Source organism: Halomonas sp. AOP25-F1-15 (genome assembly GCF_052378675.1).
Lineage (GTDB): Bacteria > Pseudomonadota > Gammaproteobacteria > Pseudomonadales > Halomonadaceae > Vreelandella > Vreelandella casei.
Map to the genome: position 1 here is coordinate 153,674 of NZ_JBQSXV010000005.1, position 22,653 is coordinate 176,326.

The window sequence follows — 22,653 nt, forward strand, 5'->3', positions numbered from 1 at the left end:
AGTCAGCGATCCGCATGATGTTCCATTAGCCACGCAGTTAAGCCGATCACGACGGCCCAAGCGCTAAATAAATACAGCGGCAGCCAGCCTACGTGAAGCGTGGTTAAGCGGTCTACGACGATAATCAGCGGTGGGCAGAACAGCAGCAAGGCAACGGCCACTAAGGCCATTAAGCGTTCTGCTTTACGTGATTTTTCGCCGCTGGGTTTCATAAGGCGCTGGCATCCTGTCGATCAAAGGCATTCGCTTGCAGCGCTAGCAGTTGTTCAAGCGTATCAATGCTACGCGCTTCTAGGCGTGGCAGCAGTGCAAGCCACAGCTTGGCCGTTACGCGCGCATCTCCCAGGGCGGTATGGCGAGTGTCAGGAGGGAATGTCAGGCCATAGCGCTGAGCAAGGCTGTCGAGGTCGTGGCCGACTAGCGCTTCATCCAGCGCTCTAGAAATCAGCAGTGTGTCGATTACCGGTATATCAAAGGCGACGCCCTGCTGGCTAATCGCAAGCAGATCAAATGCGGCATTGTGGGCCAGAAGCACGGCTTCACCCACGTAGTCGCGAAAGCGAGTGAGCACGACATCCAGCAGCGGCGCGCCCGCCACATCAGCATCAACAAGGCCATGGATGGCGGTACTCGACGGCGGTATCAGGCGCTGTGGGTCGACCTTTTGATCGAAGGTCTCACTTGCCAGCAGGCGCGCATTGACGACGCGGCAGGCACCCAGGCTAATGACCGTGTCTCCCCGGCGCAGCTCAAGCCCAGTGGTTTCAGTATCAAACGCGACCACTTCGAGGCTGCGCAGTGAGCGGCTGGCGAGCGCATCGCTGGGGGGGGGGAGGTCGGCAATGCCAAAATCGTGAAACTCAGGGCGGGGAGGCGCAATTTCACGCGGGGCGCCCACGCGCTCCATGGCGGGCAGCGGCAGGCGCAAGCGTGCATATACGCCGTTGTCGTCGGCAAGGCTCCAAATATCGCTAGCGTGCTGACGCAGCACATCCGCAACGCTCGGGTTTAGCGGTAGCGAGGTCAAAGGCTGCTGGCGCCATCCGGCCAGCTCATGCTCCGGTATCGCTTTGCCGCGCCAAATAAGATCTAAATAGACGCGTTTATTGCCCAAGCATATTTCACCTTCAAAACCACTGTCAGGTAAGTAGTTACTGAGGTGCTTTACCAAAGAGTTAAACAGGGCGATCAGCGCGGGCGCATCGCCTTTAAACCAGGCGGGCATTCCCACAGGAGTAATTAAGCGCCGCTCAGGATCAAGACGTTCATCCAGTGCTTGCCAGAAGTCGTTGGACCACATGGGCGTTAAGCGCTCACCTTGATGCTGCATATCGTCGAGCAATTGGCCTATTCTTGCGACGTGCTCGCCAAGCGTAGCTCCTTCCTCTTGAATAACGCGCTCGAAACGTTGGCGTAATAACGATGTGCTGGGGTCATTTTGGTCACGTAGTTGAATCAGCGCATCGGCAGCGCTGGTCAAGCTCGCGGTATGCTGACGGAGTGGCGTAAGTATATGGGCAAGCTCTGCTCTCACGCCCATTTCATTCGACCAGGACGCTGTTGCATCGCTAAAGGTGAGCAGCGTTTCGCCGTCACTGCCCGGTACGCGGCGCAGTATCACTTTTAGCCAGCGATTATCGCAGGGCACCAAAAGTTCGCGCGGGGAGCCATCGCAAGGTAGCTGGCTAAGCGCTTGCTGCAGGCTGCTAACGGGGAGTAGAGCGTCCAGGCGTTTGCCTAAACCCAGTCCCGAATTGTCGATAAAAAAATCTTCAGCGGCTTGATTGAATAGCATCACGCGGCGATGGTGATCGCACAGCAACAGAGGCGTTTCGAGGACTTGCAGCAGCGTTTCAAGCTCCTGGCGAATACGTGCAGCGCTGCGTGCGCCTTCCGCATGGGCGGTCGACAAACGGCTGCGATCTGCTTGCCAGTTTTCGCTGACACGGCGTAAGTCTGGACCAAGCCCTTTTAGCCAACCTTCAGGCAACTGTTCATCGTAGGCATCGGGATTGCCGACCAAGCGTACAAGCTGGGCTTGGAGGTGTCGCAGCGGGGTAAATAACATGCGTTCAAGTATCAATCCCGCTACAAAAATCGTGGCGCCACCAGAGACGCTGCCGACCCATAGGGCTGCTCTTGCCCAACCGGCAGGAGCCAGCTGAGTATCCAGCCAAACGGCAAACACCGTACCGCCAAACAGGCTAATACCGCTAAGCAGAAGCCATAAACCAACAAGATGCTGGCGCTTGGGCAGCCCATCTCGCGTCATAGCTGCTTTCCAGCCAGCAGCGCTTTAACTTTTTCCACCAATGATTGGGTTGAAAACGGTTTAGTGATGTAGTCATCGGCGCCCAGAGCCATGCCTTTTTCACGCTCTACGTCGCGGCCATGCGCGGTTAGCATAATAATCGCCAGATGCGCGGTGGCAGCATCGCCACGCAGGCGTTCTAACACGTCAAAACCGCTCATACCCGGCAGGCTTATGTCGAGTAATAGTAAATCGGGCTGGCTATCATTAACGCACGCCATTGCCTGCTCGCCGTCTTCAGCCGTCATTACTTCGAAACCTGCCTGCTCCATCAAAAATTCCAGCGATAGCACGATATTGGGTTCATCATCGACCACAAGCACTTTGGCCATGAAAATCTCCTGTCTTTATCAGTGGTAGTGCCGGGCGCACCGTGTGCATAGCTCTGAGTGCATGCGTGATCAATCGTTAATATGCAGTGTAGTGAGCTAGAGGAGTGCGGCCAAGACGACCTTGGCCGAATGCTGGTAAATGAGTATTGCTAAATAAATAGGCGGGCTAATAAGGCTTATATCGAGATTTACGCTGCTTTAAGTACAACTTTAGAATCAACTCCCGCGATTAGCGCCGTATTGTTATGGACGTAAGCGTTTCCTCATACCACTCTGTAAGGTGATAAGAGCAGCAATTCCCAGGTTTATTAAATAAACAATAACAATCAAACCCAAAGGAGCGGCGCCCATGAGTGCTATTTTCCTTCTAGTGGTAGGTCTTGGCGCAATGGCCGTGGGGTACTTCGTGTACTCCAAGTTTATTGCGGAGAAGATTTATCAACTGGATCCTGATTTTAAAACCCCTGCCCATGAGTTTGAGGACGGCATTGACTATGTGCCGACCAATCGATTCGTCTTATGGGGCCATCACTTTACCTCCGTTGCGGGAGCAGCTCCGATTGTGGGGCCTGCGATCGCCGTTATATGGGGCTGGGCGCCGGCTTTTTTATGGGTAGTGTTCGGCACTATTTTCTTTGCCGGTATTCATGACTTCGGTGCTATTTGGGCCAGCGTACGCAATCGGGCTAAATCGGTCGGGGCATTAACCGGTGACGTGGTTGGTAAGCGTGCTCGTAGTATCTTTATGATCGTTATCTTTCTAGTGCTACTAATGGTTAATGCGGTCTTCGCCGTGGTGATTGCCGGGTTAATGATGAACTTCCCAAGCGCGGTAGTTCCGGTTTGGGGCGCGATTATTGTGGCATTAATTATCGGGCAAATGATTTATCGCCGGATTATGAGCCTGGCGGTGGTGTCGGTTATCGGCGTCATTGCGCTCTACGCGCTGATTGGTATTGGGCCTTCTGTGCCTATTCAAATGCCTGCTGAAGTGGCCGGTATATCAGGCAATGCAATTTGGATTGTTATTCTGTTCGGTTACGCGGCGATTGCGTCATTGTTGCCGGTGTGGATGCTGCTGCAGCCACGGGACTATATTAACGGGCTGCAGCTCTTCATTGGCTTGCTCATTCTTTATGGGGCCCTGGTGCTGTTGAACCCGGTGCTAGTAGCGCCCGCATTTAATAGCGATGTTCCTGAAGGCACGCCGTCGTTAATACCGCTGCTGTTTGTCACTATTGCCTGCGGGGCCATCTCGGGCTTTCACGGGCTTGTTTCATCAGGCACTACGTCTAAGCAGCTGAATAAAGAAACCGATGCTCGTTTTGTGGGTTATTTCGGCGCGGTGGGCGAAGGCATGTTGGCGCTAGCGGCTATTTTGGCAGCGACCGCCGGTTTTGCCACCTTTGGCGATTGGCAGGCGATGTATAGCTCCTTCGGGCAGGGCGGCGTCAATGCCTTCGTACAAGGTGGCGCCTTTATTATTCATAACGGTCTTGGGTTGCCTGAGGTGACCGCGGCGACGCTACTCACTGTGATGGCGGCGCTTTTCGCGGGCACTACCATGGACACGGGCCTTCGCCTACAGCGCTACATTTTTCAAGAGTGGGGCGATATTTACGACCAGCCGTGGATGAAAAAACCATCGATTGCCACGGGGCTAGCGGTAGGCACTTGCTTGCTGCTAGCGTTTGGCGCAGGCGGTGCAGATGGTTCGGGTGGTCTGATTATCTGGCCCCTGTTCGGCACCACCAACCAGCTACTGGCAGGCCTAACGCTACTCGTGATTACTGTCATGCTTGTGCGCCTGAAGCGCCCTATGTGGTATACGCTGGCGCCGCTATGCTTTTTATTGGTCATGACGATTCTGGCGCTACTGATACAGCTGCGCACGTTCTGGAACCAGGGCAACATGTTCTTACTGGTGATGGATATTGTGGTGCTGGTGGCGGCTATTATGGTGGCGATGGAATGTGCCTCCGCGCTCAAGCGTTCGCGCGCTGAAATGGCTGCCCAAGGTGATTAACGCAAGTATGACTGAAAGGGAGTAATCGCTATGCATGATGACCCGATGCACGGGTCATCGCCGCGTCGTGACAAGTTACGGGCCTGGCTGAACCAGGCCCGTTTCTTTTCTGAAGAGGTATATAACTCGCGCTATCGAGGCGCTATTGCGCGAGCGCGACGCGACGAAGACGACCTGTTTATGCTGTTGGTGTTCTCTGAAATGATGGGCTTACAGAATCCGGCCTCGTACTACACCCTTGAGCTTCAGCCGCTGTTACTGGAGCGTTTCCATGATTGGCACACGCGAATGGGCATGGAGCGTTCGCCGCTGGACCATTTCCGTTGCTGCTGATGGCTATTGTCTTGCCTTAGAGAGCGCTACGTCGAACAAGTGAGGAATGCCATGCAAGCAGTACTCAATCGTCGCCTGCTGTGGGTAGGCGGCAAAGGTGGTGTTGGGAAAACCACGGTAGCGGCTTCTTTAGCCGTGCTCGCGGCCAGTCGGGGAAAGCGTGTGCTGGTGGTGTCGACCGACCCGGCGCACAGCTTAGGTGATGTCTTCGATCGCTCGTTAGGTGATGCTCCGCGGCGACTGCTGCCCAACCTGGATGCGATGGAAATTGATCCTGATATCGAGGTGGAAGCCCACCTTCAGCGCGTGACCCAGCAGATGCGTCGCTACGCGGCTCCTGAAATGATGCAGGAGCTGGAGCGTCAGATGCGTCTAACCCGCCAGTCTCCCGGCACCCAGGAGGCCGCGTTGCTGGAACGGTTAGCGCGATTAATGATCGACGACACCGCGCCCTACGATCTGATTATTTTCGATACGGCGCCGACTGGCCATACGTTAAGGCTGTTAACATTGCCTGAAGCGATGGCCGCCTGGACCGACGGGTTACTGGCCCACAATCGCAAGTCCGCAGAGCTTGGCAAGGTGCTGGACCACCTCACTCCAAAGCGGGGCCGTGATGTGGCAACACCGTTTGATGATCCTAGTGAAGACCCTTTGAATGATTTAGACGAGCGTACCCGGGAAGTGGCCACGACATTGATCAATCGACGGCGGCTGTTTCATCAGGCGCGACGACGCATTGAAGACACCACAGCCTGTAGCTTTCTGTTTGTGATGACGCCCGAGCGGCTGCCCATCCTAGAAACAGATCGCGCCGTTCGAACGCTCGAAGAGGCGCATATTCCCGTGGCAGGGACGCTGGTTAATCGAGTGATCCCAACGGATGCGGACGGTGCTTTTTTACAGGCGCGGCGCGAGCAGGAAGCCAGCTATCTTGCGCGCATAGATACGTTATTTGCGCGATTTCCGCGGCCAAGTTTGCCGTGGCTACCTACCGATGTTCAAGGTATTGAGGTATTAGAAATGCTGGCGGGTAAGCTTGAACAACAGGGGTTTTAATGCGGGTATTACTGTTATCAGCCTATGAAGCTGTTAGCCATCGATACTGGGCGCAGAGCTTGATGGCACAGCTGGATGATGTGTCATGGACACTATTAAGCCTTCCACCGCGTCACTTCGCTTGGCGAATTCGCGGTAACCCGCTGAGCTGGATGTTAAAAGAGCATGCCACTCTCAGCCAGTCGTTTGACGTGGTGCTGGCGACTTCAATGGTCGATCTCGCAACGTTAATTGGGCTGTTTCCGCACCTTGGTCAAGCGCAAAAGATCGTCTACTTTCATGAGAATCAGTTCGCCTATCCGGAATCCAGCGACCAGATGCCGCAAGTAGAGGCCAAAATGGTCAATCTCTACACCGCTTTGGCAGCCGATAGCGTTGTATTTAACAGCGCCTATAATCGCGATTCTTTTATTGATGGCGCACGGGCATTTCTGAAAAAAATGCCGGAAAATTTGCCTGCCGCCAATCCGCTTGAAGCGCTGCGTAAACGCGCTCATGTGCTGCCAGTGCCTCTATCAATAAGGTCAACTTCTTTGCATGATACGCCTAGGCGCCCTCAGCTTATTGTATGGAACCACCGCTGGGAATATGACAAGAACCCGAATGATTTTTTTGAGGTGCTGTTTAGACTAAGTGCTGAAGGCGTAGCGTTTGAGCTTGCCGTGCTGGGGCAGCGTTTTCGTCAATCCCCCGATATTTTTGAGCAAGCGGAACAGCGTCTAGCTAAGCATGTTGTTGCCTGGGGCCCGCAGCCAGAGGCTGAATACCGCACGCTGCTAGAAGGCGCGGGTATTGTCGTCTCAACTACCTGGCATGAGTTTCAGGGGCTGGCCATTATGGAAGCGGCCCAGCGCGGGGCGCTTCCGCTGGTGCCTGACAGGCTTTGCTTCCCGGCGCTTTATCCGCCGGCCTATCGCTATGACGGCACGCGGGAAGGGCTTTATCAACGGCTTTACGACTGGTTGACAGACTCGACGACGCGCCCGGCACCCCTGGCGACCACTGCATGGGAATGGCCCGCCTGGCGCGATGCGTATCGCCAACTATTAGCTGTTAGCGCGTAAGCCGTGCGCTGGCGTTAGGTGTTGGGTGTTAGGCATTAGGCAAGCTCAGTTTTGTCTTTAAAGTCGCATAGATCTTCAATGATACAGCTGCCACAGCGGGGTTTTCGCGCAATACAGGTGTAGCGTCCGTGCAGTATCAGCCAGTGATGCGCATCATGCAGAAACGCTTTGGGTACATGGCGCAGCAGCTTTTGCTCTACCTCGACAACGTTTTTACCTGGTGCGATGCCGGTACGATTAGAGACTCTGAAGATATGCGTATCGACCGCCATGGTGGGCTGGCCAAACGCCGTATTAAGAATCACATTCGCCGTTTTACGGCCGACGCCGGGCAGTGCTTCTAGCGCTTCGCGAGTATTAGGCACATTGCCAGCGTGCTGATTGACGAGCATATGACAGGTTTTCATCAGATTTTCGGCTTTAGTGTTATATAAACCGATCGTTTTGATGTGGTCTTTAAGCGCATCGACCCCTAAATCAATGATCCCCTGGGGCGTGTTGGCCACCGGGTAAAGTCGCGCAGTGGCTTTGTTGACACCGACATCTGTGGATTGAGCTGATAGCAGTACGGCGGCCAGCAGCTCAAACGGTGTATGCCAATTAAGCTCAGTGGTCGGGTGTGGGTTTTCTGCCTGCAGGCGGGAAAAAATTTCATGGCGCTTTAGGGCATTCATGGATGTTCTCTTAAATGATAAAACCAAACTGCGTATTAAACCGACGCGTTGAATAATACGTGTCGATTATTTAATCGTACCGGTCACGCGTACGCGCCGCTCTGTGCGAGGAGCCACTACCGGGCTGGCTCGGGAGCGTTGGCGCTGGTCGAGAACATTTTTTAGCGCGATTAGCATCCCAGCCACGAAAAAAGCCCCCGGCGGTAGCACAAAGAATAGAAACTGATAGTCATCGGCGATAGTGAGTTGCCAGCCGCTTGCCGCCGAGCCGAATAGCAGCGCCATATCGCTAAACAGCGTTCCTTGGCCCAGCAATTCACGCAGTGCGCCCAGCAGTATCAATACGGCGCCAAAACCTAAGCCCATCATAAAGCCATCTATGGCCGCGGGCAGCACGGGTTGGCGCGAGGCAAACGCATCCGCGCGACCCAGAATGGCGCAGTTGGTGACAATCAAGGGAATAAATATCCCCAGCACTTGGTAAAGCGGGTAGGCATACGCGGCCATCAGTAGCTCTGCGCAGGTAACAAAGGCCGCAATCACCATCACGAAGGCGGGCAGGCGTACTGCGCTGGGTACCTGGTGGCGAATCAGCGAAATGGTGGTACTGGCAGCGACCATCACCATTAGTGTGGCAAGGGCTAACCCCAGGGCGTTGACGACGCTAGTGCTAACGGCAAGCAGCGGGCAAAGCCCTAGCAGCTGCACAAGTGCAGGGTTATTGGACCACAGGCCCTCGCGAGCAAGCTGATGCCATTGGCTCATGGCGCTGGATTTCATGTGCCTGGCTCCTCATTTGGAATAGCTAGCGGCGTGTCGGCGGCGTATTGCAATGCGTTGTGCACGGCATTAACCACGGCGCGAGGCGTAATGGTGGCCCCCGTAAAGGCATCAAAATGACCGCCGTCTTTATCAACCGCCCAGTCGTCGGGTCGCAGGCTGTCTAAATCCAGACCGTCAAAATCGGTAATCCAGTCACTGCGGCGACGCTCAATGTCATCGCCTAAACCCGGCGTTTCCTGGTGCTGGGTAACGCGTACGCCAGTAATTCGCTGTTGTCCATCAATGCCAATTAAAAGATGAATTTCGCCATTATAACCTTGGCGTGTCACTACCGGGAAAACCAGCGCGCTGCGGCCTTGATCGCTAATCCGCCAGCCCTGAGCACCAGAAGCTAGCCCAAGGCGTTCGACGTTGGGGAGCGTGAAGCTACTCTCTAATACGCGCTTCATGGGCGTATTAGCCAGCGCGCTGGGCAGCACTTGTTGAAGCTGACGGTGCTGATAAGCTAACTGATGCGTTGCTATGCGGTCGACGGTGAGTGTGCGCGTGAAAGCAACGCTACCGGCGGTTACCAGTGCAAAGGTGCCCAGTGCGATTGCGCCACGCTGCATAGCTTGGCGTGGCGTCATCGCCGACCTCCGCGCGCTGCGTGGCCCATTGGGCGAGGCACGCTATACAGATCCAGCAGAGGTACGCAGAGATTCATTAACAGCACTGCAAAAGCAACCGCGTCGGGATAGCCACCCACGCTGCGGATTATCATGATCAGTGCGCCAATACCGGCGCCATAGATGAGTTTTCCACGCCGGCTGGTGGCCGCAGAAACGGGGTCGGTGGCGATAAAAAATGCCCCGAATAGCGTTGCACCCGTCACCAGATGCAGTAGCGGAGAGCCAGCGTGGCTTGGATTGTTAAGGTAGAACAGCGTAGCCAGCAACATCATGCTGCTCAGCATCGCTACTGGAATGTGCCAGCTGATAATGCGCTTCACCAATAAAAGTAGGCCCCCCGCTAGCCAGGCGATAGCGATTAAACGCCAGGCGGCTAGCGTTCCTGAGGGCAGTGGCTGAGCTGCCCAGAATTCGCTGGCAAGCATCGCCTCGCTTTTATGTTTAAACGCATCCAGCGGCGTGGCGCCGCTCAAGCTATCAAGCTGGGCTGTCGGTAGCGATCCGCTAATTTGAGCCCATAAGTCGCTGGGTACAGCGCCTTGAGGGGGTGCCCACAGCGTCATATAGGTGGGAAATGACACTAGCAGCAGCGCATAGCCGACCATCGCTGGGTTAAAAGGATTGTGCCCTAATCCACCGTATAGCTGTTTGGCTACGATGATGGCTGCCACCATGCCCACGCCGATTAGCCACCAGGGGCTGGCAGGCGGCAGTGATACGCCGAGAAGAATACCTGTCAGCAGGGCGCTTGAGTCATTCAGCGTGACGCGTATCGGTCGTTTACGTAGCCGCAGTATGGCCGCTTCAAACGCCATACCGAACGCTGCAGCTAGCAGCATGTTGCTCAGTACGCCAAGGCCAAAAAAATAGCTCATCGTGACGATGCCCGGTAGGGTGGCAATGATCACCCAGCGCATGATGTTCGCAGTTGATGGCCTTTTGGCTGCGGTGTTCCCACTGCCTGTCTGAGAGGCCTGCATCATGCTCATAATGATTCCTTATTCTGAGCGGGCGCGGGCGCGGGCGCTTCAGCGGCCTGCTGCTTGCGTGCCTGGGCCAGCTGTAAATCGGCAGCGCGAAAGTTTTCCTGCGCGGTCGCAAGCTGTATTTCGAGATCTTCAAGCGACTGTTTTGGGTCTTCCTGGGCCACCCGAGCCAAGGTTTTTTCGGCTTTTTTGACCGACGCTTTGGCTGCAGCATGAGCAATCCGCAAACCGCGTAGGTCAACTTCTCCGCTGTTAGCGGGTGCAGTCGCAGGCGGCGTTCGGCGGTTTTGTGACTGGCGGGCCTCGCGCCGGGCCTGTTTCTCAGCCTCTTCCCTAGCGATCCGCGCTTGGCGGAACTCAAAGCGGTGCTTGGCATGCTCGGCTTTCAGCGTTTCTATACGCTGATGGCGTAGGCGGTTTTTGGCATCGCGATAATCATCGACCAGCGGAATGTGGCTCGGGCAGACATAGCTACAGGCTCCGCATTCAATGCAGTCAAACAGATGATAGCGCTCCATCCTGGCATCGTCTTTGGCACGTGCGTACCAGTGCAACTGCTGTGGCAATAGCGCCACCGGGCACACGCTTTCGCACTCGCCGCAGCGAATGCAGGGCAATTCAGCCGGAGCCTGCGGCAACTCATCGAACGTTGCGGCGATTAAGCAGTTGGTGAGCTTCGTGACCGGTGTCGCTAGCGTTAGCAGCGGGGAGCCCATCATGGGGCCGCCTTGGATGACATGGCTCAGCTGTGCGCGGTTAAGGCCTACCTGCTCCAGCAGTTCCTGAATAGAGGTGCCTAGGCGCACCCAGCGATTGCCAGGGCATGTAATGGCGTCGCCTGTCAGAGTCACCACTCTGGAAATTAGTGGCTGCCCGTCGCGTACAGCTTGAAGGCAGGCTAGTAGGGTGCCGGGGTTATGACACACCACGCCTACGTCTGCGGGCAGGCCACCGCTTGGCACGTTTAGGTTGAGCAGCTTTCTAATCAGCTGTCGCTCGCCGCCGCTGGGGTAGCGGGTAGGAATGACGTTGAGTTGAACGATCAGAGGTTGGCTAAGTGGCAGCGCCTCGCGAAGCGCTTCAATGGCCTCAGGCTTGTTGTCTTCAATGCCAATGACGATATGCCTTGCACCGCATAGTTTGGCTATTAGCTGCGCGCCTTCGAGCACATCACCGGCATAGTGGCGCAGCGTGAGGTCATCGGCTGTGATGTAAGGCTCACATTCGGCGGCGTTAATCACCAGCGTATGAATCGAATGCTGTTCCATCACCCGTGCCTTAATGTGGGTGGGAAAGCCTGCGCCGCCTAATCCAACAATACCGCTGTCGTTTAAGCGCTCTAAAAGGGCAGGTGGCTCGCTAAGCTGCCAGTTCATCGCAGGCAAGCGCTGCCAGTCATCACGTCCATCGCTGTCGATGGTTATCTGGGTCGCGCTAATCTTGGCAACGACGCCGCTAATGCTGGCGTGTAGATGGCTTGAAATCATGCCTTCTTGGCGGGCGATAATGCTGCCGACCTTCACCGCATCACCTTCGTTAACGCAGGGCGTAGAGGGCTGGCCGCTATGCTGGTGAAGGGGCAGTATCACCTGGCGAGGAAGCGGTGCTTCAAGCAGTGCCGATTGCTGAGAGCGACGCTTGCGCTCGGGCGGGTAAATACCGCCTGGAAAATCAAACGCGGTCGGCATGAGCATCCTCAGACAGCGCTGATTGGTCGCTGGCAATGACGTTAGATGACTGCGCCCTGAGTGGCTGCCAATCGTTGAGAGGCGTGCTGCGCGTTAGCATATCGATACAGTCAACGGGGCAAGGGTCCAAACACAGGTCGCAGCCGGTACATTCATCTTCAATCACGGTATGCATGAGCTTGGCGGCACCAATAATGGCGTCGACGGGGCAGGCTTGAATACATTTTGTGCAGCCAATGCACTCCGCTTCGCGAATAAACGCTACCTTAACTTCGCTTTGCACTTCGCCATCCAACGGTGCTGGCTCGCGACCTAACAAATCAGCCAGCGCGTGAATCGTTGCTTCGCCACCCGGGGGGCATTTGTTGAGCGCATCGCCCTGGTTTATCGCCTCGGCATAGGGGCGGCACCCAGGATAGCCGCATTGGCCGCACTGGGTCTGGGGCAAGAGCGCATCAATTTGCTCAACTAACGGGTTATCTTCACGTTTGAAGCGCTCACTGGCGAGGCCTAAAAGGGCGCCAAAACCAATGCCTAGGCCCGTAAGCACCGCCACTGCGCTAACAATACTGATGACATCCAGTGTGTTAATCATTATGCGCGGCCTTCATCCCTGCACTAATCCAGAAAAGCCCATAAATGCTAATGACATAAGGCTTGCGGTAATCATCGCAATGGCGGCACCTTTAAACGGTGCCGGGATGTCTGCACCCGCTAAACGTTCGCGCATCGCGGCAAACAAAACCAAAATCAATGAGAACCCTAGCGCCGCCCCTAGCCCGTATAGCGTGGTATGAAAAAAGCTAAGGTCGCGGTTTAGCGATAGCAGCGCGACGCCTAATACCGCGCAATTAGTCGTGATAAGGGGCAGAAAAATACCCAGCACTTGATGCAAAAGCGGGCTCAGCTGGCGCACCATAATTTCGGTGAATTGAACCACCGCGGCAATGACCACAATGAAGCTGATGGTGCGCAGGTACGTTACGTCCAGCGGCACTAGTAGGCCGTGATAAACCACAAAGCTTGCTGCCGATGCCAAGGTCAATACAAACGTGGTGGCAAGCGACATTCCCATGGCCGACTCCAGCTTATTGGAGACGCCCATGAAGGGGCACAGCCCCAAAAACTGGACTAATACAAAGTTGTTAACCAGCGCAGTGCTGATCAAAATAATAAATAGCTCACTCATGATGGCGTATTGTGCGAACAAAGCTCGGCAGTTGCTAGGGGGGCGATTGAATGATTGATGAGGGGCTAGCCTATAGGTTGCTCGGCACTAACGCCGTACGAAGTGGCAGTATGAATGTTTAAAAACGTAAAAGGGCAGAGCGCACTGTCTCTGCCTTTAACATAGCGTGTTTTATATACGTTACGTGACGCGCTGGCCTGGTTCGGCTCCGTTGTCAGGCGTTAGTAAATAAATGCCTTCTTCATTAGCACTGGCGAGCACCATGCCTTCTGATAGGCCAAAGCGCATTTTGCGCGGGGCTAGGTTAGCTACCATTACCGTTAAGCGCCCTTCAAGTGCTTCTGGTGCATAGGCCGAGCGAATGCCGGAGAACACGTTGCGCGTTTCGCCGCCTAAGTCGAGCGTCAGCTGCAGCAGTTTATCAGCGCCTTCGACATACTGAGCTTTAACGATGCGCGCGATGCGCAGGTCAACCTGGGCAAAGGTTTCAAAGTCAATTTCGGCAGCGATTGGGTCTTTTGCCAACGGACCTTTCGGCGCTTCTTTGAGTTTTTGCTCTTCCACAAGATCTTCCTTCGATGCTTCAATCATCGCATCGATTTTGTCGCGCTCAACGCGGGTCATTAGGGGTTTAAACTTATTGATCGAATGGCTGGTCAGTATGCGTTGACGGCTGTGCCAGTCTAACGAGTCAACGTTAAGGAACGCGCGCGCTTGTTCAGCCATGGCTGGGATGACCGGGGCAAGGTAAACCATTAGCTGGCGGAACAGGTTAATGCCTACCGAGCAGATCTCAAGCACGTCGGCTTCGCGACCCTCTTGCTTAGCCAGTGCCCAGGGCTCTTTTTCAGCGATATAAGTGTTCGCTTCATCCGCCAATTCCATAATGTGGCGCATGGCCCGGCTAAATTCACGCGCTTCAAAGTCTTGGGCGATCTCGTCACCGGCCGCAATAAAACGGGCGACCATTTGAGGTTCGGCGCAGTGCTCCGCTAGCTGCCCGCCGCCGAGCTTTTTCACAAAACCGGCGCAGCGACTGGCGATATTGACCACCTTGCCAACTAGGTCTGAATTTACCCGTGCGGCAAAATCATCCAAGTTTAAATCCAGGTCATCCACTTTGGACGTCAGCTTGGCAGCAAAGTAATAGCGTAGGTATTCAGGGTTTAGATGATCCGCGTAAGTGGCTGCCTTGATAAAGGTGCCGCGAGATTTTGACATCTTGGCACCATCAACGGTTAGGAAACCGTGGCAGTTGACGGCAGTGGGCGTGCGCAGGTCTGCACCATGCAGCATGGCCGGCCAGAATAGAGCGTGAAAGTAGACAATATCTTTGCCGATAAAATGATAGACCTCGGCCTCAGAGCCTTTCTTCCAGTAGCTGTCGAAATCAATGCCTTCTCGGTCGCACAGATTCTTAAAGCTCGCCAGGTAGCCAATCGGCGCATCTAGCCACACATAGAAGTATTTGCCCGGCGCGTCGGGAATCTCAAAACCGAAATAGGGAGCGTCGCGGGAAATATCCCACTCGTTAAAGCCAGACTCAAACCATTCCATGAGCTTATTGCGAATTTGCGGCTGCACGTGGCCATCATCAATCCAGCGCTGTAAGAAATCCGCAAAGTCGGGCAGCTTAAAGAAATAGTGTGTCGAGGTGCGTACTTCGGGCGTTGCGCCGGAAATAGCCGAGACCGGGTTAATCAAGTCCGCGGGAGTGTACGTTGCGCCACACTTCTCACAATTGTCGCCGTACTGGTCGTCAGAAGCGCATTTAGGGCAGGTGCCTTTGATAAAGCGGTCGGCGAGAAACAGTCCTTTTTGCGGGTCAAACATCTGCTCTATATCGCGCGTAGCAATATGGCCTTTATCGCGCAGGCGCTTATAAATCATTTCGCTGAAGTGACGGTTTTCAGAGGAGTGTGTGGAATGATAGTTGTCGAACCCAACCCCAAAGCGCGCGAAGTCCGTTTGATGATCCTGTGAAACGCGCTCGATCAGCGCTTCAGGCGAAATGCCTTCCTGCTCAGCACGTAGCATAATAGCGGTGCCATGAGCATCATCTGCACACACGTAGTAGCACTGTTGGCCACGGCTTTTCTGGAAACGTACCCAGATATCAGTCTGGATATACTCAAGTAAGTGACCGAGGTGAATGGCTCCATTGGCATAAGGGAGCGCGCTAGTCACCAAAATATTGCGCGTGGCGGTGTTAGACATGGTGAAGATTAGTTCCGAGTGGATAAGAGTGCGGGTGAGGCGGGAACAAACAAGGCGGCGAAGTCGCTAAACACTTCGCCGATGGCGCTGTCGTGAGTAGCGCTTAATACAGCGCCTGCTCTTCTTGGACCACTTCGCGCAGTAGCTCTAAAAAGAGTTTGTCGGCGTCAGAGTGCTCAGCGGGATCTTCTGGAATATGCACACTGGTGGTGTCAGAGATTTCGTTGGCGATACGCACCATCGCCGCAGGGCTGTTGCCCTCGGTTAGCTGCTGGCGCGCAATGGCCAATGATTGCTCGAGAATTTTTGGGTCTTCCAGCAACTTGCGAATGAAACCACGTAGCTCGTTGATGACACGTGTTTTCTGAATTTCTGAACCGGACATGGGTGTCTCCTTAAGATCGCGATCAGCATTAACACCAAGCGAGACCAATCAATATTCTGACCATAGCATTTTTTCAGCTAACGGGCATGACTTGTCTGCTATAAGCGGCCTTACCTTAAAGCGTCAAACGGCCCGCTTTATGCTTAACAGGGTTTGCATACTGAGCAAGCCAGTAAGGGCGCAGCGGCGCCGGAACCTCGGCTAGTCGAGCATTAAAACGTTCCCTATCTTGTCGAGTGATGGCCTTGCGTGCCACTAGCTCAGGCGCTTCACCAAGTGCTTCTAAGGCTAGGTAATGGCTTGGAAAAAGTCGATATCCGCCGATAACTTGGCGATCAATTTCGGCGGCTACTTCATCAGGCGTTGCCATGTCCGAGCCAACCGGGCTGCCAAAATGCAGCCTTACGCGCCCTTTAGAGCCTGTGATGCCGGCCACAATAGAGCGAATATCTTCAAATTCACCCTTAGCGTAGCTGCCCTGAGTGTCCACATCATGCAGCTCTTGGGCCTTTTGCACATCGCAAGGATCATACTCATAGCTAATCGATACGGGTACCAATTTTAGCTCGGCGATGGCTTCACCAAAGACCATATCGCGTTCTGAAAGGCGCTTGGCCATGATGAGCATTTTGATTATGGCCGGCTCGGTGTGGTCGATGCCGTTCTTGGCGCGGCCTTCACGCTGAGCCATCCAAATGGAGTGCTGGTCTTCGGTAATGGTGTGACGAATATAGGCTGAAAGCTGCTGATAGGCCGCCAGCATTGCTCGCTTGCCCCGCGCGCTGCGCGGAACAATGAAGCTTTTGTTGAGCCGCATCAGATCGGTGACATAGGGCTTTTTAAGCAAATTGTCGCCAATCGCAATACGCACCGTGTCGCGATTGGCCTGGTACAGCGCGTAGTTAACGAAAGCAGGGTCCAGGGAGATATCGCGGTGATTACCAATAAAGAGGTAAGCGCCGTTAGGATCGAGTTTGTCAAGCCCGGTGACTTCAAACGCATCCGTCGTGGTGCGAATCATGCGTTCCATATAATGCGCAATGCGCATTTGAAACTCATAAACGCTCGATACATCTTTGACTTCACGGCGCACTGCACGGCTAGCAAGCGTACGTGCAATCGAAGGGGCCCAGCGCGCTAGGCGAGGCAGCCGAAAACGCGTCAGCGCATCCAGCAGCTCGTTATCGCGGGAGAGCCTGGCAAGCACATCGGCCACTTCATTATCCATAAAGGGCCGAATATCGGCCCATGGATCTGCCGTGGTAGAGACGTTGGTAGCGTTATTGTATTGAGTCATGCGAACCGTTGGCTGATAAATAAAAAGTGTCGACGAATAGTATCGAGGCGAAGGAATGCGCTATCCCTGCGGAGAACTGAATCCCTATGGAGAACTGAGAGCCCATTACTGAGCCGCAGGTTCCCGCTGCGTCTCGCCGCCTAACCATTCTATTAAGCGAGGAATGTCTTCAGACAATGCTTGCGCCATTAAAATAAAGTCCGTTTCCAGGCGAGCAAGGGCGTCATCGCCGTCGTCAGCATGGTCGGCTTCTTCAATGAGTGCATCGCCAAACCGCAATGATTTCAACGCAAGATCGTCATGCAGCACAAAGCTTAAGCGTCCTTCCAGGCTAATGGCGAGCTTGCTAGCTTGGCGGCCGCTTTCAAGCAGTTGCTGAATTTCATCGCTATCAAGATCGACTTGCCGGGCCCGTAGCACGCCATCATCGCCTTTTGCTTTGAGCTCTACCTGATCGCCTAGCTGCAGGTCGGCAGGGCGGCTAGCAGCGTCGCCTAGCCACGTCGTCATCGCACGGATAGGGAGCGTTTGCGAACTGAGCGGCGTGACCTTCAAACTGCCTAGCGTTTCACGCAGTAAATCCAGGATATCCTCGGCGCGGGTGCGCGAGCTGGCATTGATGCCAATCAGCTGGCCGCGGGTATCCCACCAGAGATCAATTTTCTGGCTACGAACAAACGCGCGGGGCAGCAGGTCTTCGGTTACTTGCTCTTTGAAGGCGGTCTTTTCTTTGCGAGTCACTTTGCGGCCTTCACTGGCCTCGATGTCTGCTACCAACTCGTCAACTTCTTCTTTTACGACAGATGCAGGCAGTAGGCGCTCTTGGCGCAGAGCTGAAAGCAGGCGATGCCCTTGGATTTCATGTACAAGCTGCCCGCTACCCAGACGTCCTGCTGGCGCTGTCCAGCCAAGTCGGCGCGCATCGGCGTTGCCCAGTGGTTTGGCGGAATGCTCATCTAAAGCGCGAGCGAGCGCATCGATGCTCAATTCAGGCGCGTCGTGCAGGCGGTATATATGCAAGTGCTTAAACCACATGAGGCCAATCCTGTTCAAAAGGTGGCACATTATGGCGAAAGAGTGGCATTCCTACCAGTACGCTACCGGCAATCCACATTGTTGCATCTGTTTCAAACTTGTGTTTGATTGACTTTTTGCATATCTAGCTTTCTTAACAGCTAGTTTTTGAACAGCTAAAGAGAGAGAAATGGCTATGACAGCATCGTTGTCGCGAGTTCAGCTGCGCGTGCGGGGATATCATCTGGATGGCTATGGCCATGTTAACAACGCCCGCTACCTAGAGTTTATGGAGGAGGGGCGCTGGGATTTTTTTGATCAATATCCCGAAATGATTCAAACGCTTCATAAGGCAGGGAGGGCGTTTGTTGTCGTCAATTTGAATATTGATTATCTCGCCGCGGCACGCCATGGTGATGACTTGGAAATTCTTACCGGTATTGTTCACGTTGGGGAGCGTAGTGGGCTATGCCACCACCGTATTATCCGTAAGGACGGTACGCTGATCGCCCAAGCAGATTTAACGTTTGTGCTATTGGAGCTAAAGGCTAATAAGGCCGCCGCTATTGAGGGTGATGTGCGTGAAACGCTGAGCGCATTAACGATCACAAAAGAGGCATTTAGCCTCTAAAAGGCTTTGCTGGGCTCTCTGGCTGCCCTTGGTGCTTTTGCGGTGGTATGATGGGGAATATTTGCGCGCCCAGATGCTGTGCCTTCATGGGCGGTATTTTTAAGCGCTTTCAACTCTCGCAGTGCCAAGGATCTGACTTTCATGGGTGACATCGCCAGAGAAATCTTGCCCGTCAATATTGAAGACGAGCTCAAACAGTCGTATCTCGACTATGCGATGAGTGTCATTATCGGTCGCGCGTTACCCGACGTACGTGACGGCCTGAAACCGGTTCACCGGCGTGTGCTGTTTGCCATGCATGAGCTAGGTAATGAGTGGAATAAACCGTATAAGAAGTCGGCGCGTGTCGTTGGCGATGTTATCGGTAAATACCACCCGCACGGTGATAGCGCGGTTTATGACACCATCGTTCGTATGGCTCAGCACTTTTCAATGCGTCATGTGCTGGTCGACGGTCAGGGTAACTTCGGTTCTATTGATGGGGATAACGCGGCTGCAATGCGTTATACCGAAGTGCGTATGTCGCGCCTTGCCCATGAACTACTGGCTGATCTTGAAAAAGATACCGTTGATTGGGTAGATAACTACGATGGCACCGAGCGTATCCCCGCCGTGCTGCCCACCAAAGTACCTAATCTGCTGATCAACGGCTCGTCTGGTATCGCTGTAGGCATGGCGACCAATATTCCACCGCATAACATGCGTGAAGTGATCGCCGGCTGTTTGGCGCTCATTGATGACTACACGCTGTCGGTGGATGACCTGATGGAGTACATCCCTGGTCCTGATTTCCCCACCGGCGCGATTATCAATGGCCGTGCGGGCATTTTGTCTGCGTACCGTACTGGCCGCGGGCGCATTTACGTGCGCGCCTGCCATACGATTGAGCATCACGATAAAACCGGTCGCGACCACATTATCATCACCGAGTTGCCGTATCAGGTGAACAAGGCGCGGTTGATTGAAAAAATCGCCGAGCTGGTGAAAGAGAAAAAAATTGAAGGCATCGCTGAGCTGCGCGATGAATCGGATAAAGACGGCCTGCGCGTGGTGATTGAAATCAAGCGCGGCGAGTCCGGCGAAGTAGTGGTCAATAACCTGTTCGCCCAGACGCAGTTACAAAACGTGTTCGGGATTAACATGGTGGCGCTTGAAAACGGCCAGCCGCGCACGCTGAATCTCAAAGAGATGCTTGAAGCCTTTATTCGCCACCGCCGCGAAGTGGTGACTCGGCGTACGCTTTATGAATTGAAAAAAGCGCGTGAGCGTGGCCATCTGCTTGAAGGTTTGGCTGTCGCTATCTCTAATATTGATGAAGTAATTGAGCTGATTAAGGCCTCGACCAACGCTGCAGAAGCGCGTGAAAAGCTGCTGGCTAAAACCTGGCCGCCTGGCCAGGTAACCGCGATGCTTGAGCGGGCGGGCGCTACGTCATGCAAGCCAGAAGAGCTAGACGAAGGGTTCGGCTTAAACACGGCAGCCACGTCGTATCGTCTGTCGCCTGCCCAGGCCCAGGCCATCCTTGAGCTGCGCCTGCATCGTTTGACGGGTCTTGAGACAGAGAAACTCCTTGATGAGTACCTGTCTATTCTGTCGAAAATTGCTGAGCTGACCGAGATTTTGGCCTCGGCAGATCGCTTGATGGAAGTTATTCGTGAAGAGCTGCACGCCGTACGTGATCAGTTTGCTGACGACCGTCGGACTGAAATTCAGGCCAGTCATCTAGATCTTTCGATTGAAGATTTGATTGCCGAAGAGGACATGGTTGTCACCGTGTCGCGCTCTGGCTATGCCAAGACGCAGCCGCTGTCTGATTATCAGGCGCAGCGTCGTGGTGGTCGCGGTAAGTCCGCAACGGCGATGAAAGATGAAGATGTCATCGAGCACCTGCTGGTGGCATCGACGCACGATACCGTGCTGCTGTTCTCTAACCGCGGCAAAGTGTATTGGCTGAAAGTGTACGAAATGCCGAATGCTAGCCGTGGTTCACGCGGTAAACCGCTGGTGAACATGCTGCCGCTAGAAGAAGGCGAGGCGGTAAACGCTATTCTGCCGGTGCGTGACTACGATCCCGAGCACTATATTTTCTTCGCGACGGCCAAAGGCACCGTGAAGCGCACGAGCCTTGAACAGTTCTCACGTCCGCGCAGCGTCGGTCTTATTGCGATTGATCTGGAAGAAGGTGATCGCCTTGTCGGTGCGGCAATTACCACGGGTGATGATCATGCCATGCTGTTGTCGTCTAATGGCAAGGCTATTCGCTTTGAAGAGGGCAATGCCCGCGCTATGGGTCGTACCGCACGTGGTGTACGCGGCATGCGCTTGGCGGGTGATGCGGAAGTCATCAGCCTGATTATTCCGAAGAGTCAGCAGATTGATGCTGAAGCAGATGCCGAAGGCGAAACGCAAGACGCTTCAGTTGAGAGCGCTGCGGCCGAAACCGCCGACGGTCAGATCTATATCATGACCGCCAGTGAAAATGGCTACGGCAAGCGTACGCGCCTTGAAGAGTTTCCGCTGCGTGGCCGCGGTGGTCAGGGTGTTATCGCCATGCAAACCAGCGAGCGTAATGGAGCACTAGTGGCGGCGATGCAGGTTTATGACAGCGATGAAATGATGCTGATCACAGACCGTGGAACGCTAGTGCGTACCCGCGTAGAAGAAGTTTCTACCACGTCGCGTAATACCCAGGGCGTGATGCTGATTCGCTTGGGTAAAGAAGAGAAGCTGGTCAAGACAGTCCGCGTTGATGAGCCGGAAGAAATCGGTGAGTCGGAAGAAGCTGATGAGCTTGGTGCTCTTGTCGAGGACGGTCTTGAACAAAACAGCCTTGAGCGTGCCGAGGCAGGCGAATCATCCGATGATGCACAGGAAACGGGGACTGATGACACGTCATTATAATTTCTGCGCAGGGCCCGCGGCCCTGCCAGTAGCCGTGCTTGAACGGGCGCGTGAAGAGCTGCTGGATTACCAAGGTCGTGGCCTTTCTGTTATGGAAATGAGCCACCGCAGCGATGAGTTTATTGCCATTGCAGAGCGTGCTGAGGCCGATTTTCGTCAGCTGCTGAATGTGCCTGAGAACTATAAAGTACTGTTTTTGCAAGGTGGCGCTAGCATGCAGTTTGCCATGCTGCCGATGAACTTGTTGGGCCAGGGCGGTAGCGCCAACTTTATTCAGACGGGTATCTGGGGCAAAAAAGCACTCTCTGAGGCTAAGCGCCTTGGTTTCGACTGCCATGTGTCGGCCAGCAGTGAGCTCAATGGACATACGGCGGTGCCCGCACGCGATAGCATCAAGCTGAGTGACGACGTAGGCTATCTGCATTACACCTCTAACGAAACAATTGGTGGCCTGGAGTTTGACTATACGCCTGACACGCAGCGGGCTGATGGCCGTCATGTGCCGTTGGTCTGCGATATGTCATCGAATATTCTCTCGGGGCCCATCGACGTTAGCGAGTTTGGCGTTATCTACGCCGGGGCACAGAAAAATATTGGTCCTGCCGGATTAACGCTCGCGGTCGTTCGTGACGATCTACTAGGCCAAGCTCAGGCGAATATTCCCTCTCTGTTTGACTATAAAATGCTGGCTGAAGCAGGGTCGATGGTGAATACCCCGCCGACCTACGCATGGTACTTGGCCGGTTTAGTTTTTCAGTGGCTTAAAGATGATGTTGGCGGTTTGGCCGCTATGGATGCTATGAACCAGCGTAAAGCCGACAAGCTATATGCTGCGATTGACGCCAGCGATTTTTATAGCAATCCCATTGCTAAGGCCAATCGCTCGCGGATGAATGTGCCTTTTGTATTGGCCGATGCAGCGCTGGATAAGGCGTTCTTACAACAAGCCGACACCGCAGGTTTGCTGAATTTAAAAGGCCACCGTAGCGTCGGTGGTATGCGTGCCAGCCTGTATAACGCGGTGCCTGAGTCTGCAGTAGATGCATTAATTGCATTTATGGCTGATTTCGAACAAACAAGGGGCTAAATCAC

21 protein-coding genes are annotated in these 22,653 nt (G+C 54.3%); 7 read left to right on the forward strand and 14 right to left on the reverse strand.

All coding sequences use genetic code 11. The features are described 5' to 3' along the window. Window positions 1-2 precede the first annotated feature (2 nt). From ACT3TF_RS11265 to ACT3TF_RS11275, 3 genes are read right to left on the reverse strand one after another with little or no spacing between them, the layout of a single operon-like run. On the reverse strand, window positions 3-212 hold the full coding sequence (locus ACT3TF_RS11265; protein WP_096280249.1) for a hypothetical protein: 210 nt from the start codon (window positions 210-212) through the stop codon (window positions 3-5). Then, window positions 209-2,272, reverse strand: coding sequence for an exonuclease domain-containing protein (locus tag ACT3TF_RS11270; protein ID WP_444672226.1), 2,064 nt, complete (start codon window positions 2,270-2,272; stop codon window positions 209-211). Before ACT3TF_RS11270 ends, ACT3TF_RS11265 begins: the two co-directional genes overlap by 4 nt. Next, window positions 2,269-2,643, reverse strand: a complete 375-nt coding sequence (locus tag ACT3TF_RS11275; protein ID WP_096280245.1) for a response regulator transcription factor — start codon at window positions 2,641-2,643, stop codon at window positions 2,269-2,271. The genes ACT3TF_RS11270 and ACT3TF_RS11275 overlap by 4 nt, the downstream gene beginning before the upstream one ends. Window positions 2,644-2,992: 349 nt before the next feature. Between ACT3TF_RS11275 and ACT3TF_RS11280 the strand changes: the two genes are divergently transcribed. Genes ACT3TF_RS11280 through ACT3TF_RS11295 form a run of 4 tightly spaced genes read left to right on the forward strand, consistent with a single transcriptional unit; the run spans window position 2,993 to window position 7,125 of the window. After that, a complete protein-coding gene (locus ACT3TF_RS11280; protein WP_441684421.1) occupies window positions 2,993-4,669 on the forward strand; it encodes a carbon starvation CstA family protein in 1,677 nt (558 codons plus the stop codon). A 30-nt stretch (window positions 4,670-4,699) separates the two neighbouring features. Continuing rightward, window positions 4,700-5,002: a cory-CC-star protein gene (locus tag ACT3TF_RS11285; protein WP_176483397.1), complete on the forward strand. Its 303-nt coding sequence runs from the start codon at window positions 4,700-4,702 to the stop codon at window positions 5,000-5,002. 51 nt (window positions 5,003-5,053) lie between these two features. Next, entirely contained in the window at window positions 5,054-6,061 is a 1,008-nt protein-coding gene (locus ACT3TF_RS11290) for an ArsA family ATPase (RefSeq protein WP_096280240.1), read from the forward strand. Then, a complete protein-coding gene (locus ACT3TF_RS11295) occupies window positions 6,061-7,125 on the forward strand; it encodes a tRNA-queuosine alpha-mannosyltransferase domain-containing protein (protein WP_444672227.1) in 1,065 nt (354 codons plus the stop codon). The genes ACT3TF_RS11290 and ACT3TF_RS11295 overlap by 1 nt, the downstream gene beginning before the upstream one ends. A 35-nt stretch (window positions 7,126-7,160) precedes the next feature. Here ACT3TF_RS11295 and nth read toward each other — a convergent pair whose 3' ends face one another. From nth to ACT3TF_RS11350, 11 genes are all read right to left on the reverse strand, one after another. After that, window positions 7,161-7,799, reverse strand: a complete 639-nt coding sequence (gene nth, locus ACT3TF_RS11300; RefSeq protein ID WP_444672228.1) for an endonuclease III — start codon at window positions 7,797-7,799, stop codon at window positions 7,161-7,163. Window positions 7,800-7,865: 66 nt separating this feature from the next. After that, window positions 7,866-8,564, reverse strand: a complete 699-nt coding sequence (locus ACT3TF_RS11305; RefSeq protein WP_444625570.1) for an electron transport complex subunit E — start codon at window positions 8,562-8,564, stop codon at window positions 7,866-7,868. Between the two features lie 11 nt (window positions 8,565-8,575). After that, window positions 8,576-9,211: an electron transport complex subunit RsxG gene (rsxG, locus tag ACT3TF_RS11310; RefSeq protein ID WP_444672229.1), complete on the reverse strand. Its 636-nt coding sequence runs from the start codon at window positions 9,209-9,211 to the stop codon at window positions 8,576-8,578. Then, on the reverse strand, window positions 9,208-10,242 hold the full coding sequence (locus tag ACT3TF_RS11315) for an RnfABCDGE type electron transport complex subunit D (protein WP_444625491.1): 1,035 nt from the start codon (window positions 10,240-10,242) through the stop codon (window positions 9,208-9,210). Before ACT3TF_RS11315 ends, rsxG begins: the two co-directional genes overlap by 4 nt. Beyond that, the gene (gene rsxC, locus ACT3TF_RS11320) at window positions 10,239-11,927 is read right to left on the reverse strand and encodes an electron transport complex subunit RsxC (protein WP_444672230.1); all 1,689 of its coding nucleotides are present in this window, start codon (window positions 11,925-11,927) and stop codon (window positions 10,239-10,241) included. Before rsxC ends, ACT3TF_RS11315 begins: the two co-directional genes overlap by 4 nt. Beyond that, on the reverse strand, window positions 11,911-12,522 hold the full coding sequence (gene rsxB, locus ACT3TF_RS11325) for an electron transport complex subunit RsxB (RefSeq protein WP_444672231.1): 612 nt from the start codon (window positions 12,520-12,522) through the stop codon (window positions 11,911-11,913). The genes rsxC and rsxB overlap by 17 nt, the downstream gene beginning before the upstream one ends. Before the next feature lie 12 nt (window positions 12,523-12,534). Next, entirely contained in the window at window positions 12,535-13,116 is a 582-nt protein-coding gene (rsxA, locus tag ACT3TF_RS11330) for an electron transport complex subunit RsxA (RefSeq protein ID WP_096280226.1), read from the reverse strand. Between the two features lie 180 nt (window positions 13,117-13,296). After that, window positions 13,297-15,333 (reverse strand): methionine--tRNA ligase, encoded by a 2,037-nt coding sequence (gene metG, locus ACT3TF_RS11335; RefSeq protein WP_444672232.1) that lies wholly within the window; start codon window positions 15,331-15,333, stop codon window positions 13,297-13,299. 103 nt (window positions 15,334-15,436) lie between these two features. Next, entirely contained in the window at window positions 15,437-15,718 is a 282-nt protein-coding gene (locus ACT3TF_RS11340) for a hypothetical protein (protein ID WP_096280222.1), read from the reverse strand. Window positions 15,719-15,833: 115 nt separating this feature from the next. Next, window positions 15,834-17,015 (reverse strand): 1-acyl-sn-glycerol-3-phosphate acyltransferase, encoded by a 1,182-nt coding sequence (locus ACT3TF_RS11345; protein ID WP_441684415.1) that lies wholly within the window; start codon window positions 17,013-17,015, stop codon window positions 15,834-15,836. Between the two features lie 105 nt (window positions 17,016-17,120). Further along, the gene (locus ACT3TF_RS11350; protein WP_444672233.1) at window positions 17,121-18,050 is read right to left on the reverse strand and encodes a recombination-associated protein RdgC; all 930 of its coding nucleotides are present in this window, start codon (window positions 18,048-18,050) and stop codon (window positions 17,121-17,123) included. Window positions 18,051-18,225: 175 nt separating this feature from the next. Between ACT3TF_RS11350 and ACT3TF_RS11355 the strand changes: the two genes are divergently transcribed. The 3 genes from ACT3TF_RS11355 to serC all read left to right on the forward strand — a co-directional run bounded on the left by ACT3TF_RS11355 (window position 18,226) and on the right by serC (window position 22,648). After that, window positions 18,226-18,660, forward strand: coding sequence for an acyl-CoA thioesterase (locus tag ACT3TF_RS11355; protein WP_096282364.1), 435 nt, complete (start codon window positions 18,226-18,228; stop codon window positions 18,658-18,660). A gap of 141 nt (window positions 18,661-18,801) precedes the next feature. Next, on the forward strand, window positions 18,802-21,561 hold the full coding sequence (gene gyrA, locus ACT3TF_RS11360; RefSeq protein ID WP_444672234.1) for a DNA gyrase subunit A: 2,760 nt from the start codon (window positions 18,802-18,804) through the stop codon (window positions 21,559-21,561). Then, on the forward strand, window positions 21,545-22,648 hold the full coding sequence (gene serC, locus ACT3TF_RS11365) for a 3-phosphoserine/phosphohydroxythreonine transaminase (protein ID WP_444672235.1): 1,104 nt from the start codon (window positions 21,545-21,547) through the stop codon (window positions 22,646-22,648). Before gyrA ends, serC begins: the two co-directional genes overlap by 17 nt. The last annotated feature ends 5 nt before the right edge of the window (window positions 22,649-22,653 follow it).